Raw genomic sequence first — 13,561 nt, 5'->3', positions numbered from 1 at the left:
GGCGTATGCCGCGTTACCAGGTCTTGCCAATATTAAACTGGAACTGTTCGGCTTTATCGTTCGCATATTTTTTAAAGGGCTGGGCATAAGAGAAGACCAGCGGTCCCAGTGGCGACATCCATTGCAAGGCGATACCTGCGGAAAAACGGATATCATAAGGATCGCTGTAATCTGGCAGACCCGCTGCCAGCGTTTGTGCCGTGTTATGCCAGGAGGTACTCCAGACCGTTCCGGCATCGACGAATAATGAGGTGCGCAAGCTGTCGGCATATTTATCGCTGACAAATGGCGTCGGGACGATAAATTCGCTGTTCAGCACCACCATCGCATTTCCGCCCACCGCATCATCTGAGTTTTCCAGCGGGCATTCGCTATAGCTACTTTCTGATCCGTTACAGCGGTAATAAGCTGATTTTGGCCCGATAGTATTTGAGGAAAAGCCGCGAACTGACGAAGATCCGCCAGCGTAGAAGTTGTCATAAAATGGCACTTCTTTACCATTCAACCCGCCGGCATATCCTGCACGCAGACGTTCCATCCACACCCAATTTTTGTCGCTGTTTAATGGCAGATACTGCGCACTGTCGAAACTGATTTTGTAATAGCTGTTATCGGAACCCGGAATGGTTATTTTGCCGGTTAAGCTACTTTTATTGCCGGAACGGGGGAAAAAGCCGCGATCCAGCGAGTTATAGCTCCAGCCCAGCGAGGCAAAGAAGTCATTGGCGCTATATTCCGCGTTGCTGTCTTCATCTTTGCTCACCACTTTAGGGTAGATACCGCGTGAATTAAGGTAATTCCACGTGGTGAGCTCCGGTTCCATATTGGTTAACCGGTTATGGACATAATCCAGCCCGAGATTGAGGGTATTATTTTCGCTGACCGGGAAGCCCATATTCCCGCTGAGGCCATAACTTTGCTGATTGTAGCTACCGGTGTCGGCATCAGTGGCATCGTAACTGTTATAGAAAATTTTGCCGCCGAGGCTTACCCCATCAACAGTGAAATAAGGATCGGTGACGCCCAGTTCAATATAAGACTGGTAACTACTGCGCGTACCGTTAAAACTGACGGTGTTGCCGGTGCCGAGCCAGTTATCCTGCGAAACGCCCAACTGGTAACTGATACCGCTATCCGTACCGTAGCCGAGGCCGACATTAAAAGAGCCGGTATTACGCTCCTTCACTTTATATTCGACATCCACCTGATCCGGCTGGCCGGAAACCGGTGTGATATGGCTCTCAACGGTTTCGAAATAGCCGGTGCGTTCCAGCCGCGCTTTCCCCTGTTGCACTTTCTCATCATTCAGCCATGCGCCTTCCATCTGGCGCATTTCCCGACGCAGTACCGAATCGCGGGACGTATCGTGGCCGGAAAACCGGATCTGGCGTACCGAGTAGCGACGCCCGGCATTGACATTAATCCGCAATGTGACGCTATGGTTTTTGTCGTCAATCTCCGGCACGGTTTTGACCTGCGGCCAGGCATAACCATCCTTGCCGTACAGTTTTTTGATCGCCTCTTCGACGCGAGTAATGCCCGCTGCGCTGTAAGTTTGCCCTTGCAGTGTTTGCGCCAGTGCATCCACCTCTTTATTGCGCTGCGCCAACTCGCCGTTCACCAGTGTGCTGACGACCTGATAGCGCTCACCCTCGGAAATATTCAACGTGATATACAGTGATTTTTTATCCGGCGTCATACTGACCTGGCTGGAATCAATCGCAAAACGTGCAAACCCACGATCGAGATAATAGCTGCGGAGAGTCTCGATATCGGCTTCAAGTTTTTGCTTTTGATATTTCTGATCGCCAAGCACATTCCACCACGGTACTTGATCGCGTAATTGCAACTGATCCAGCAAGGTCTGCTCGCTGAATACATGGTTGCCAATAATATTAATCTGGACGATTTTAGCGGAAAGCCCTTCCTGAAAAACAAATTTCACATCAACGCGATTGCGCGGTAATGGCGTTACCACGGAATGAACCTGGGCGCTGTATTTCCCTACGCTGTAATAAAAGTCCTGTAACGCTTTTTCTATTTCCGAAAGGTTATTGCGATCCAGCGCGGAACCTTCCTGAATGCCATTGGCACGCAGGTTCTCTTTGAGCACATCATCTTTTATCGCTTTATTTCCTGCGAAGCTAATCTGTGCGATTGTTGGCCGTTCTTTGACCTTTACCAGCAATGTTTCGCCTTCGCGCAGGATCTGCACATTATCGAAACTGCCGCTGGCGTACAGCGCACGTACCGATTCGCTGATATCGTCATTGGTGACATCTTCACCCGCTTTGATCGGCATACTGAGCAGTGCTGCCCCAATGGTAACGCGTTGCAAACCTTCAAACTGAATATCATTGATTTTCAAAGAGGTGGCGGCATGCAAAGCGCAAGGAGACAACAATAAACCGGCGATGATATTGTATTTTTTAAGCATGAAAGTTTCGTCTAAGAGATATTTTCAAAGAGAACGGCTGCAAATAGAAATGCAGGATTGCATTTAATCATGGGGAAAGAATGGAGAAAGCATGGATATACAACGCAGGTAAAAATAATATGCGCGCAAGGAACTTTATTGGAATGTTAATATCAAAAAGTTTGTCTGCGAGGGGTGTAATATTATTTTTGACTCACTCCTTAAAAAAGCCCCCTTCCTGAACGGGGGGGAAGGGGGAAGAGTTTATTAGGAATGATGTCCTCTGCACTCAACAAAGAACGCTGAGACAATAACAAATAATGTGTCAGTTAAAATGAAGAAAGCATGGATAATATATGTATGAAAAAAGGGGCTGCTGAGCATAAAGTCGTTAGTCGAGGAAATCATTAATAAAAGAGCGCAGTGAAGGGAAATCCCCCCTCCACCGCATGGCTGCGGTTGGGATTTGGAAGGGGGGATGGAGTACTACTTTTATGAAGGAGTGGTATTACACCACAGTTGATTTCTGCTGGATCCATTCCCGCCGAACTCAACTGCGCTAATAATAAACCCGCATCGTGAAAGGATTATGCAGAAGCGATGAAGATTTTGTCATCATATATAACAGCGCGGATTTAGCGCACAAAAAAGCCGGAAAAGTAACCTGTTCCGGCTTGGATGATGACATCAGAAATGCGTGTTCACGCTAACATAAAAGGTGCGTCCGGATTCGTTATACGTTTCTGCGCCTGCGCCGTACAGGTAAGCACCGGTGGTGCTGTTGCCGGTGGTTTGCGCATTACCGGCGCGGTAGTGGCGGATATCAAAGATATTGTCCACGCCGCCGGTCAGGCTCAGGTTTTTGTTCACCGTCCAGGTCGAGCTCAGACCGACCACGCTGTAAGGGCTGACTTCATTCAACTCACTGCCGGAAACCGCTTCACCTTTATAGTTGAAGCGTTTGGGTTTCTGCCGTCCGTACCAGGTAAAGGTGCTTTGCAGCGACAAATCATCGCGTACCTGCCAGGCCAGCGTCGAGTTCAGGGTAAATTGCGGGATCACCGACAGACGATCGCCCGTGGTTTTGTTCTTGCTTTGCAGCATCCACGTCATGTTGTTACTCCAGTTGACGCTTTCGCTAACCGGAACATTCAGCGTGCCTTCCAGCCCTTCCACTAACGCTTTCGGCACGTTTTCCCACTGATAAATATTGGTGGTGCCATTGCTGGCGGTACCGACGGCGGAATAACCGGATTCGATCTTGTTGTGGTAATCATTGCGGAAGTAAGTGATGCCGCCCTGGAAGCCGTTGTGTTTGTACTCGATGCCGATCTCTTTGTTAACGCTGGTCTCGGCTTTCAGGTCGCTGTTACCCATCAGATAACAGGCTGAACTACTGGCATAGCATCCCTGGCCATTACTGTAGAGAATGTAGTTCGGGTTGAGCTGATAAAGATTTGGCGCTTTATAGGCGCGCGCAATCCCCAGTTTTAACGTCCAGTCCTCCGCCAGCCCTTGCGACAGGTTCAGCGACGGGCTCCAGTTGTTGCCGACAATCGAATGGTGATCAAAGCGCAGCGCCGGTGTCAGCATGGTGCTGTCGGTAAGGGCGATATTATCTTCGGTAAACAGCGAGAAGATCTCCGCGCTGGAATATGGACTGCGATTGGTGCTGCTGACGCCATCAATCGATCCGTAAGAGAGCGACTGGGTTGTCGAAACGCCATCTTTCATGCGTTGCTGGTTCCACTCGGTGCCGATAGTCAGGTTCTGATCGACGCCCAGCGTAAATGGAATGTTGACCTCGCTGTGTAGCAGTACATCGGAAAGATCAATATCGAAGAACTTATCGCTGGAGAAGATCCCTTCCGTGCCGCCAGCCAGTCCTTCGCTGAGCCGGGAGTTGCGGGTGCGTTCATACTGCGCGTAGGTGTTGGTTGTTACGCCATTGTCCCAGCCGCCGGTCCAGGTCACGCCCCAGTTCTGGCGGTAAAGGCGGTTGGTCTCTTTGCCATACATACTTTTCACCAGCGTACTGGTGTTGGTGTTTTGCGTATCGCCTGCGTACAGATTGCCCTGACGGCTGTAGCCGGACTCAAACTCCAGTGCCTGCATCGGGGCGAATTCCCAGCGCACTTTGCCGTGAATATCTTTATTGATCACCCCTTCACGGCCTGCCGGATAAGAACCGGCGTAGGTACCGGTGCGTGCGGCTTCGTGGCCGGAGTTGATGTCCTGTGCGTCGGCCTGGGTTTTGCTCAGATTGCCCCACAAATTAAAGCTGACGGTATCGGAAAGCGGGCCGTTCAGGCTGAAGTTGGTGCGTTTCGTCGAACCCTCTTTGCGGTGCTGCGGCGCATTCAGATAAGTGTTCCATGAACCGTGCCATTCACCGGTAGTGGGTTTGGTGATGATATTCACTACGCCGCCCATCGCGCCGTTGCCGTAGCGCGCGGCGGCCGGGCCACGGATCACATCGATATGATCGATCATTTCCGCCGGTACCCAGTTGCTGTCGCCACGGCTATCGCGATCGCCACGCCAGCCATAGCGCACCGAGTTACGGCTGGTCACCGGTTTGCCATCCACCAGAATCAGCGTGTTTTCCGGCCCCATACCCCGGATGTCGATCTGGCGATTATTTCCGCGCTGGCCGCTGGTGGAGTTGCCGGTCAGGTTGACGCCAGGCTGCGTGCGGATCAGTTCCGAGACATCGCGAGCGGGCGGGTGTTTGCGGATTTGTTCGGCGGTAATGGTGGATACGCCGGAAGCCTGCAACGTCTGTTTGGCGGCGGTTACCACCAGCGTATCTTCCTGCGTTTTGGTTGTGTCCGTCGAGGTTTGGTCAGAAGTATTACTGGTGTCAGCGGCCTGTACCGGAAGCGTCAGACCCCACAGTGCCACGTGAATCAGCATGGCCAGTGGATAATGTGAAGCGTGTTTCATGCCATATTCCCTGTATTTTTATGTGTGCGGTTCTCGCTTTTTTCGGGCGTCGTGACGCCTCCCTGAGCCGTGGCATAAAAAAGAGAATACATGCCCGGACTGCGGCGGTTATCTGCGTCAGTAAATGAGTAAAAACGAGAGGGATTATTTGCACGATGGGGAAAACGTTATTCGCCAGAGAATCCTCATCATGCGTGAATGACGTTAATAGAAATGAAATTTATTATCAAGATAATAACTATTCAAAATTTACAAATTAAAATACTATTTATAATCAATGCGTTATAAATATTTTTTAAAATTAGGTTGCGAGGTGGGTAAATAATAAAAACAAACCATCATTGTTAATTCATAATGTTTTCAAATTCTCTTCATTATTAACGTTGTTATTCCTTGAGTCACGAAAATAATATGCTGACATTAGCGGCTAACATTTTTCGGGAAACTCTCCAGCAGCCAGTCAATAAAAACCCGCAGGCGATGCGTAACATGGCGGTTTTGCGGATAGACCACATGGAAAGGGTAGGGCGCGGGACGCCACGGGCGCAAAATTTCCACCAGCGCGCCGCTCTTCAGCGCGCTTTCCAGCGCATAACTGAAGGTCTGAATAATCCCCAGCCCGGCCAGACCGGCGGCCAGATGGGCATTACTCTCGTTTACGCCGATGCGGTGATCGACCTTGATTTCACACTTTTCGCCGTCGCGCTCAAAACGTAAGGGGAAGGCTCTGCCGGTTTGCGGCGACAGATAACTCACCAGCCGGTGGCCATTTTTCAGCTCGTCCGGGTAGGCGGGCGTGCCAAAGGCTTTCAGATACGCGGGCGTGGCGCAGGTCAGCAGTGTTGCAGCGCCAATCTGGCGGGCGATCAGCGAGGAGTTATCCAGCGGGCCGCCACGGATCACGCAGTCCACATTGTCACTGATCAGATCCACCGGGCGGTCAGAAACGCCGAGATCGATACGAATATCCGGGTAGCGCGCCATAAACTCCGGTAGCGCCGGGATCAGCACATCGCTCGCCGTGGAGCCGCCTACGTCAATACGCAACTGACCACGCGGATGGCTGCGCACGCTGTTAAAGGAGGTATCGATATCTTCCAGATCGCGCAAAATGCGCGCGGTTTTGTCGTAATAGTCGCGTCCTTCCGGCGTCACCGTCACGCGGCGAGTGGTACGCTGCAACAACCGCACGCCGAGGTGCGCTTCCAGCTCCTGCACCAGTTTACTTAGCGTGGCGTTAGGCATCTCCAGTGAATCTGCCGCCCGGGTAAAATTTCCGGCTTCCACCACGCGGGCAAAAGCCCGTATTGCCTGCAACTGATCCATACGTCCCCCCTTACTGGCGAAAATTGATTATACACCACGGTGAATAGTCATTTTCATTTTTCGGTATTTTTCAATAAAAACGCCAGCGCTACAGTGCAGCTATACCGAAGACGTCAGCCCGACTGACCGCCGGTAAACCCTAAAACCCAAACTGAGGAACAGAAAAATGACGAAACAACTGAGCGGAAAAATTGCCCTGGTCACTGGCGGTACCAGCGGTATCGGTCTGGCTACGGCAAAAGAACTGGTAGCCCAGGGCGCACGTGTCTTTATTACCGGTCGTCGACAGAAAGAGCTGGATGCCGCTGTCGCTGAAGTCGGTGCCAGCGTAACCGGCATCCGTGCCGATGCGTCAGTTCCGGCGGATCTCGACGCGGTGTATGCGCAAATCGCTAAAAGCGCCGGGCGACTGGACATCCTCCACGCCAATGCCGGGGGCGGCGATATGTTGCCGCTGGGGTCGATTACCGAAGAGCATTTCGACCGCATTTTTGCCACCAACGTACGCGGCGTGCTGTTTACCGTACAGAAAGCGCTGCCGTTGCTGGTGAATGGCGCATCGGTTGTATTGACCGGCTCCACCGTGTCGATCAAAGGGACAGCCAACTTCAGCGTCTACAGCGCCAGTAAAGCCGCCGTGCGTAACTTTGCCCGCTCGTGGTCGCTGGATCTGCAAGGCCGCGGTATCCGCGTCAACGTGGTCAGCCCTGGCCCCATCCGCACACCGGGGCTTGGCGATTTAGTCCCGGATGAACACCGTCAGGGATTGTTTGACGCACTGGCCGCGCAAGTACCGCTGGGCCGTCTTGGCGAACCGGAAGAGGTCGGCAAAGTGGTGGCTTTCCTGGCGTCGGATGCCTCCAGCTTTATCAACGGCGTAGAGCTGTTTGTTGATGGCGGCATGGCGCAAATCTGATGGTCAACGCCCTCACTTTTCGCGGGCTGGTGCCGGCAGCGTCGATGGCGCTGCCGCAGGTTCGCGCACAGACAATGGAGCATAAAGAGATGACATCACCTGAACTGCAAATCGCGCAGCACCTGATCGATAAACACTTTGTCATCTGGAACGATCCGCAGCCGTGTATCAGTAGCTTTGGCGAGGTTTATACCGGGGACTTTTATGTCGCCGATTACGCCGACATCGCCACCGGCTATCCGCAGGTTGTGGCGTTAATTGCCCGCGTCCAGCGCGAACATCCGGGCTTTGTCTTCCATCCGGCGCCCGTGACCTGGAATCATGGGCTGGGCCGCGTGACCTGGAGCTATGGCCCGCAGAACGACTCCGGGCTGGTACACGGCGAAGACATTTTCACCGTTCGTGATGGCCGTATCGCCAGCATCCATGTGTTTATCAACCAGCCCTGAGTGGCAAGAACAATGAAACGCCCTCTATTACTATCCCGACGATTGGCAGACCTTTATTGATGCCGCGGTGCCGGAAATGGCCGCCACGTTCTTTCGGATGCTGGCGACGGTGGTCAAAAATATGCGCCTCCTTCATCGCGAAGGCGTGCGTTATGACGTGGCGCAGCAACATTCTGGATCCGCGCGGCAAAGTGGCCTGCGCCGCGCCGCCCGGCGTTTTGCCATTTTCAGCAATAGTTACGCCATTTAAGTTGGTTGTGATTTCTGCCGTTCCCTCACATCGTGACGCGAATAAGCGCAGAGAGTGTATGAGTGAATGGCAAAACGTCGTGCGGTCTATTTACATGAAGAACAACGTCATTTTATCCAACAGCGCGCCCGCAGCTGGCTGTGGCGCTATGAGCTTCCCACCTGGACGGTAATTATCGCCGTGTATAGCGGCTGGTTCGCCACGCTGGCGAACTGGCAAAGCTTAGGCCTGTGGCCGGCAACGTTGCTGCTGATTGTGTTTACCTGCTGGTATCTCTCTGTGCAGCATGAATTAATTCACGGTCATCCAACGCGCTGGCCGTGGTTTAACCAACTGCTGGGCCTGCTGCCGCTGGCGGTCTGGTATCCGTACGGCCTTTACCGTGATTCCCATCTCGCGCACCACAACACGCCGGAGCTGACACTGCCGCACGCGGATCCTGAATCTTATTATTTTGCCCCTCAGCGCTGGCAGCGTTTCTCGCGCGTGCAGCGCGACATCATTCGTCTGCGCAACACGTTCCCCGGGCGATTGCTACTGGCACCGCTGCTCGATATCGGGCAACTGCTGGCAGTCATGATGACCGCATTTTATCAGCGGCAGAGGAAAGCGATCGTCATGTGGCTGATGCACGGTGTACTGCTTGCGGCGCTGTTTATGTGGATGGCGCATTGCGATTTTTCACCGCTGTGGTTTGTGCTGGCGGTTAGTTATCCGGCGCTGGCGGTGACCAAAATCCGCTCCTTTCTCGAACATCAGGCGGCAGACGATCCGCTGGCGCGCTCGGTGATTAATGAAGCGGCGCTGCCGTGGCGTATTCTGTTTCTGAACCTCAACTACCATTCCATCCACCACGATCTGCCCGGCGTGCCCTGGTATGGATTGCGCACGCTCTACCTGCGTGATCGGCAGGCGTACCGCCAACGTAATCGCGGATTTCTGGTTCGGGGCTATAGTGAATGGTTACGACGCTTTTTGTTTACATCGGTGGACGTGAATGCACACCCAGGCTGCAAGCAACACTACGACTAACCTGTTTTCTTTGCCCATGTACGATCTGCACCGCGCAGATACCGTGGCGCTGGGCGGTGTGCTGAAAGAACTGTTCGCCGCTCGCGGCATCATGGCCACGCATGTCTGGCCGCCGCCGGATCTGTTAACGCACTGGCAGGAAGATGCGCTGCTGTTAAGCCAGACCTGCGGTTATCCGCTGGTCACGCAGCTTGATAAAGTGCAAACCGTGGGCTGTTTTCACTATCAGGCACCGGGCTGCGAAGGCATCGGCTACCGCAGTTTCCTGGTGACGCGTGAAGAAGAGAGCGGGAAAACGCTGGGGGATTTTCGCGGTCAGCGCGCCGTCTGCAACGCCATCGAATCACAGTCGGGCTATAACGCCCTGCGGAAAATGGTCGCAGCGCTCTCCGGCGGGGAACGTTTTTTTGCCACGGTGGAGTTTAGCGGTAGCCACCGGCAATCGCTGGTGGCGTTGCAACAAGATCGTGCGGATATCGCCGCTATCGACTGTGTCACCTGGGCGCTGCTGCAGCGCCATCAACCGGACTTACTTGAAGGGCTGACGATTATCGGGCAAAGCCCGTTGACACCCGGGCTACCGCTTATCACCTCCGCTTCAACCTCCGCCGCCAGTCTGGCGCTGCTGCGGGAATCATTACAGCAACTGGTCAGCGATGCACAGTATCAGCACGTTTGTGCGGCGGCATTGATTGGCGGTTTTGCCGCTGTCACACGCGAGGATTACGCTTTACTGCTGGAGTGGCGGGATGACGCGGCAGCGCGCGGCGTGGTTGATTTATAAATGTTGAAATATTTCATCATGTTGTGAAAACCAAAAGCCAACAAACGGCACGTTCCGCCAAAGACAATCGCGCGCGGCAGGCAGAAAGTCATGAGTCTCAGCCGGACTTAAGGAGAAGAAATGAGCCAATTATTTACGCAAGCAAACGTGGGCAGCGTTGCGCTGGATAACCGCATTGTTATCGCTCCGATGTGTCAGTATTCCGCCGACGCGGGGAAAGCGACCGCCTGGCACCGCATTCATTTGGGCAACCTGGCGCTTTCCGGGGCCGGGTTACTGATTATCGAAGCCACCGCCGTAGAGCCGGAAGGGCGTATCTCACCGCAGGATCTGGGCTTGTGGGATGATGAGACACAGCAGGCGCTGCGCGTGGTGCTGGATGATATTCGCCAGTATTCACCGATAAAAATGGGCATCCAGTTGGGCCATGCGGGACGTAAAGCCTCCGTCAGCGCGCCATGGCTGGGCGGCAAACAGCTCAGCCTGGAAGAGGGCGGTTGGCAAACGATCTCCGCTTCGTCCGTGCCGCACGATCCGGGCGAACGCCCGCCGCGTGAAATGAGCCAGCAAGATTTGCAACGCGTCAAACAGCGCTTTGTCGACAGCGCACGCCGCGCCGTGGCGCTGGGCATTGAGGTGATCGAAATTCATGCCGCTCATGGTTATCTGCTGCATCAGTTCCTGTCGCCGCTCTCCAACCAGCGTACCGACGAGTACGGCGGAAGCCTCGAAAACCGTCTGCGTTTTACGCTGGAAGTTTTCAGCGCGGTGCGTGAAGCCGTGCCATCATCCGTGGCGGTCGGCATCCGTATTTCTGCCACCGACTGGATAGAAGGCGGCTGGGATCTGGAGCAATCCATCGTACTGACGAAGGAAATCGAAGCAGCGGGCGGCGATTATGTTCACGTCTCCAGCGGCGGGTTGTCGCCGTTGCAGAGCATTAAAGTGAGCGCCGGGTATCAGGTGCCGTTCGCCAAAGCGCTGCGTCAGCAGACCAGTATGCCGGTGATCGCCGTTGGGCTGATTACGGAACCTCAGCATGCAGAAGAGATTCTGCAACAGGGGGACGCGGACCTGATTGCGCTGGCGCGCGGTGCCCTTTACGATCCGCGCTGGCCGTGGCATGCCGCCGCAGCGTTGCACGGCGCGGTGCATGTTGCGCCGCAGTATCGTCGCGCGGAGCCGCACGGCGTGAAAGGCACGGTAAAATAATCAATTCAGGCGAGCCAGACCGCAGCAGGCTCGCCTGCCTGAAAGTGCTAAGCGGAGCTAAACGCCTTTGCGTACCAGTTCCGCTGCTTCCAGAAAAACCTCATCTTCAACCCCATCACCCCGGCTTCTGCCTTGCCGTTCAATCTCCTGAATAATGTTGTCGCGGTTAATTGTCTTTCGCTCCGAAACCAGTCCAATTACTGCTGCGCCAATGGCTAATCCAATGAGTCCCGTGTGCTCATCATTGAACTTCATGCTCCACTCCTCCTGATTATTGGTATAGGAAAAATCTAGCACAGGGATATATTTTCGTCATTTTCCCAAAGTGCCGTGCGATCAGCAGGATATGGCCGCTATGCGCCGGAGATCTGTTTCCCTTTTTCGCAGCGCTTGCGGCAGGATTGTGCAGGTTATTATCGGGTTGTTCAGGGGGAAAAAAATCAACAACATGGCCTCTCACTGGCTGGCAGTGAGAGGCCTTTCAATCACTTCTTACCGTTTGGTTTTAACTGCTCGCCCGGCTTGAGTTTGAACAACTCGTCGTCGCGCGTGGAGTAACGCACCGTACCATCATCCAGCCGGTATGCGCCTTCGGTAAACCCTGCGCCATTGAGGAACGGAGCCACCGCATCCGGTTTACCGCGCATCGCCGCTTCCAGCGCCAGCAAGGCATAAGGGGCGATACTGTCGATATTGGCGTAGATATACTGCTGATCATCGACGAAAAAGCCATTCAGCCGTTTGTGGGCAATAATGTTGTCCGCCACTTTATCCGCCAGCGTGAGGTAGCTTTTATCGCCGGTTGCCTGCGCCAGATCGATCAGCGCAAAGATGGCGTACGGCTCGCTGTTTTGCGTGGTGAGATCCAGTTTGTGGTTTTTGCCGCCGGGTTCGCCGATATCACCCAACCCCTGGCTACGGGCAATCCCGCGCGCCACTTTCCATATCTCTGTATCCGGCTCCAGCGTCCAGGCGCGGGCGTAAGAGAGCAGGAATTCATTGCCTGCCGGATAAGGCTTCAGCACGGTGCCTTTTTTACCGTAGTAGCCGTCACGTTTCAGGGTATAACCCGACAAATCGCTGCCGTTTGCCAGCATTGGACGGAAGGTGTTGCTGTTCGCGTCATAGGCATATTTGGCGAAAGCTTTCAGGCCATCCAGCGTCCATTTTTTGATGTCATCCCCGTCGTGTCCGAGAGATTTCGCCAGCGCCAGTTGCATCAGCGCGTTTTCCGAATAGAGCGTGCTGGTACGGCCCTTCAGCATCATATTGCCTTCCAGTGCATCCGCGCCAAACTCCGGGCCAAACTGGCGCTGCGCGCGGTCGCCATATTTTGAGTTGGTATCGCTGTCGTCGCTGGTTTCGGCGCGTTTTAACGCCTGGGTAAACTGATAAACGCCTAACCCGGTCTTTTTATCGCGTGGCAGAACATACTGTTCCGCCAGCCGTTTTGCCCAGGTGAGCGCGCCTTTGTCACCATCGTGTTGATAGAGCAGCGAGGCGGAGTAGATCAGATCATTTCCCGCGTTGAGAAAGCTCAGGCCTTTGGTGGCAAAGAACGGCGGCTGTTGTTCAAACTCGCTGTTCCACAGTTTGCCCATTACTTTGCCGTATTCCCCGTGGCGGCTGGTTTCCAGGATCTTCCAGTCGTAAACATGTGCATTCCAGAATGCGCGGATAAAACGTTCGGTCGCCGGTTTATCGACGGTAAACATCAAATCATAGTAGGGGTAGGCGTTCTTCAGTTCGTGGACCATCTCTTTCTCGCTTGGCCCTTCCGGTTGCAGCGTGTTGAGATCGATAAAGCGGTGTCCGCCCCACAGCAGCAGCCCGCTCTTGTCCTGGTAATGGCGGAAATAGTAACGAACATTCTCTTCGGCCAGTTTTTTGTATTTTGCATCGCCGCTCAGATTACTTAACCCAACCAGCACGCGCATCAGGTTCTGCTGCGCGGAAAAATTCGACAGCACTGCGGTTTTCCCATCGGGGAAGATCCATTCCATCTGCTTGCCGGTACGCGGATCCACGCCATCGGCCAGTAACGGCACGTTGGGCTGATTTTGTGCGGCGGCCTTCGTCATCACCGTGTCGGCAAAGGCTTTGACGCTGCTCAGGCGCGCGCTCTCCTGCGCAATGGCCGCGCAGGAGAAGGTACTCAACATCGTTAATGCCAGCGTTATTTTTGACAGTTTCATTATTCGCCTCTTTAAAAATAAGGATTTCTGCCGAA

General features: G+C 53.9%; 11 protein-coding genes. 6 read left to right on the top strand and 5 right to left on the bottom strand.

All coding sequences use genetic code 11. The features are described 5' to 3' along the window. Positions 1-13: 13 nt before the first annotated feature. The 3 genes from bamA to DK872_RS04870 form a co-directional block, all read right to left on the bottom strand. Entirely contained in the window at positions 14-2,437 is a 2,424-nt protein-coding gene (bamA, locus tag DK872_RS04880) for an outer membrane protein assembly factor BamA (protein WP_007373674.1), read from the bottom strand. A gap of 666 nt (positions 2,438-3,103) precedes the next feature. Beyond that, positions 3,104-5,362 carry a TonB-dependent siderophore receptor gene (locus DK872_RS04875; protein ID WP_161518081.1) on the bottom strand — a complete coding sequence of 753 codons (2,259 nt, stop codon included), beginning with the start codon at positions 5,360-5,362 and terminating at the stop codon, positions 3,104-3,106. A 420-nt stretch (positions 5,363-5,782) separates the two neighbouring features. Beyond that, positions 5,783-6,688 carry a LysR family transcriptional regulator gene (locus DK872_RS04870; RefSeq protein ID WP_107146367.1) on the bottom strand — a complete coding sequence of 302 codons (906 nt, stop codon included), beginning with the start codon at positions 6,686-6,688 and terminating at the stop codon, positions 5,783-5,785. 166 nt (positions 6,689-6,854) lie between these two features. Between DK872_RS04870 and DK872_RS04865 the strand changes: the two genes are divergently transcribed. From DK872_RS04865 to DK872_RS04840, 6 genes are all read left to right on the top strand, one after another. After that, positions 6,855-7,604, top strand: coding sequence for an SDR family oxidoreductase (locus DK872_RS04865; RefSeq protein WP_007373678.1), 750 nt, complete (start codon positions 6,855-6,857; stop codon positions 7,602-7,604). Then, complete coding sequence (locus DK872_RS04860) at positions 7,604-8,053, top strand: nuclear transport factor 2 family protein (RefSeq protein WP_202625919.1); 450 nt, start codon at positions 7,604-7,606, stop codon at positions 8,051-8,053. Before DK872_RS04865 ends, DK872_RS04860 begins: the two co-directional genes overlap by 1 nt. Before the next feature lie 76 nt (positions 8,054-8,129). Then, entirely contained in the window at positions 8,130-8,303 is a 174-nt protein-coding gene (locus DK872_RS04855; RefSeq protein ID WP_236946384.1) for a hypothetical protein, read from the top strand. A 66-nt stretch (positions 8,304-8,369) separates the two neighbouring features. Beyond that, positions 8,370-9,335 (top strand): fatty acid desaturase, encoded by a 966-nt coding sequence (locus DK872_RS04850; RefSeq protein WP_161518080.1) that lies wholly within the window; start codon positions 8,370-8,372, stop codon positions 9,333-9,335. After that, positions 9,301-10,119 carry a phosphate/phosphite/phosphonate ABC transporter substrate-binding protein gene (locus DK872_RS04845; protein ID WP_035943202.1) on the top strand — a complete coding sequence of 273 codons (819 nt, stop codon included), beginning with the start codon at positions 9,301-9,303 and terminating at the stop codon, positions 10,117-10,119. The genes DK872_RS04850 and DK872_RS04845 overlap by 35 nt, the downstream gene beginning before the upstream one ends. A 120-nt stretch (positions 10,120-10,239) precedes the next feature. Beyond that, positions 10,240-11,331: an NADH:flavin oxidoreductase/NADH oxidase gene (locus DK872_RS04840; RefSeq protein WP_007373684.1), complete on the top strand. Its 1,092-nt coding sequence runs from the start codon at positions 10,240-10,242 to the stop codon at positions 11,329-11,331. 57 nt (positions 11,332-11,388) lie between these two features. Here DK872_RS04840 and DK872_RS04835 read toward each other — a convergent pair whose 3' ends face one another. Continuing rightward, the gene (locus tag DK872_RS04835) at positions 11,389-11,586 is read right to left on the bottom strand and encodes a hypothetical protein (RefSeq protein ID WP_007373685.1); all 198 of its coding nucleotides are present in this window, start codon (positions 11,584-11,586) and stop codon (positions 11,389-11,391) included. A gap of 230 nt (positions 11,587-11,816) precedes the next feature. Then, the gene (locus tag DK872_RS04830; protein ID WP_071920436.1) at positions 11,817-13,526 is read right to left on the bottom strand and encodes a pectate lyase; all 1,710 of its coding nucleotides are present in this window, start codon (positions 13,524-13,526) and stop codon (positions 11,817-11,819) included. Between the last annotated feature and the right edge of the window lie 35 nt (positions 13,527-13,561).

This window comes from Kosakonia sp. MH5, assembly GCF_009935945.1.
Lineage (GTDB): Bacteria > Pseudomonadota > Gammaproteobacteria > Enterobacterales > Enterobacteriaceae > Kosakonia > Kosakonia radicincitans.
Note: the sequence above shows the minus strand (reverse complement) of the source record. Positions and strands in the feature narration are given on the sequence as shown.

Bases quoted from the DNA above. Each gene is read 5' to 3' on its own strand.
- bamA (WP_007373674.1), bottom strand. From the start codon at position 2,437: ATGCTTAAAAAATACAATATCATCGCCGGTTTATTGTTGTCTCCTTGC.
- DK872_RS04875 (WP_161518081.1), bottom strand. From the start codon at position 5,362: ATGAAACACGCTTCACATTATCCACTGGCCATGCTGATTCACGTGGCA.
- DK872_RS04870 (WP_107146367.1), bottom strand. From the start codon at position 6,688: ATGGATCAGTTGCAGGCAATACGGGCTTTTGCCCGCGTGGTGGAAGCC.
- DK872_RS04865 (WP_007373678.1), top strand. From the start codon at position 6,855: ATGACGAAACAACTGAGCGGAAAAATTGCCCTGGTCACTGGCGGTACC.
- DK872_RS04860 (WP_202625919.1), top strand. From the start codon at position 7,604: ATGGTCAACGCCCTCACTTTTCGCGGGCTGGTGCCGGCAGCGTCGATG.
- DK872_RS04855 (WP_236946384.1), top strand. From the start codon at position 8,130: ATGGCCGCCACGTTCTTTCGGATGCTGGCGACGGTGGTCAAAAATATG.
- DK872_RS04850 (WP_161518080.1), top strand. From the start codon at position 8,370: ATGGCAAAACGTCGTGCGGTCTATTTACATGAAGAACAACGTCATTTT.
- DK872_RS04845 (WP_035943202.1), top strand. From the start codon at position 9,301: ATGCACACCCAGGCTGCAAGCAACACTACGACTAACCTGTTTTCTTTG.
- DK872_RS04840 (WP_007373684.1), top strand. From the start codon at position 10,240: ATGAGCCAATTATTTACGCAAGCAAACGTGGGCAGCGTTGCGCTGGAT.
- DK872_RS04835 (WP_007373685.1), bottom strand. From the start codon at position 11,586: ATGAAGTTCAATGATGAGCACACGGGACTCATTGGATTAGCCATTGGC.
- DK872_RS04830 (WP_071920436.1), bottom strand. From the start codon at position 13,526: ATGAAACTGTCAAAAATAACGCTGGCATTAACGATGTTGAGTACCTTC.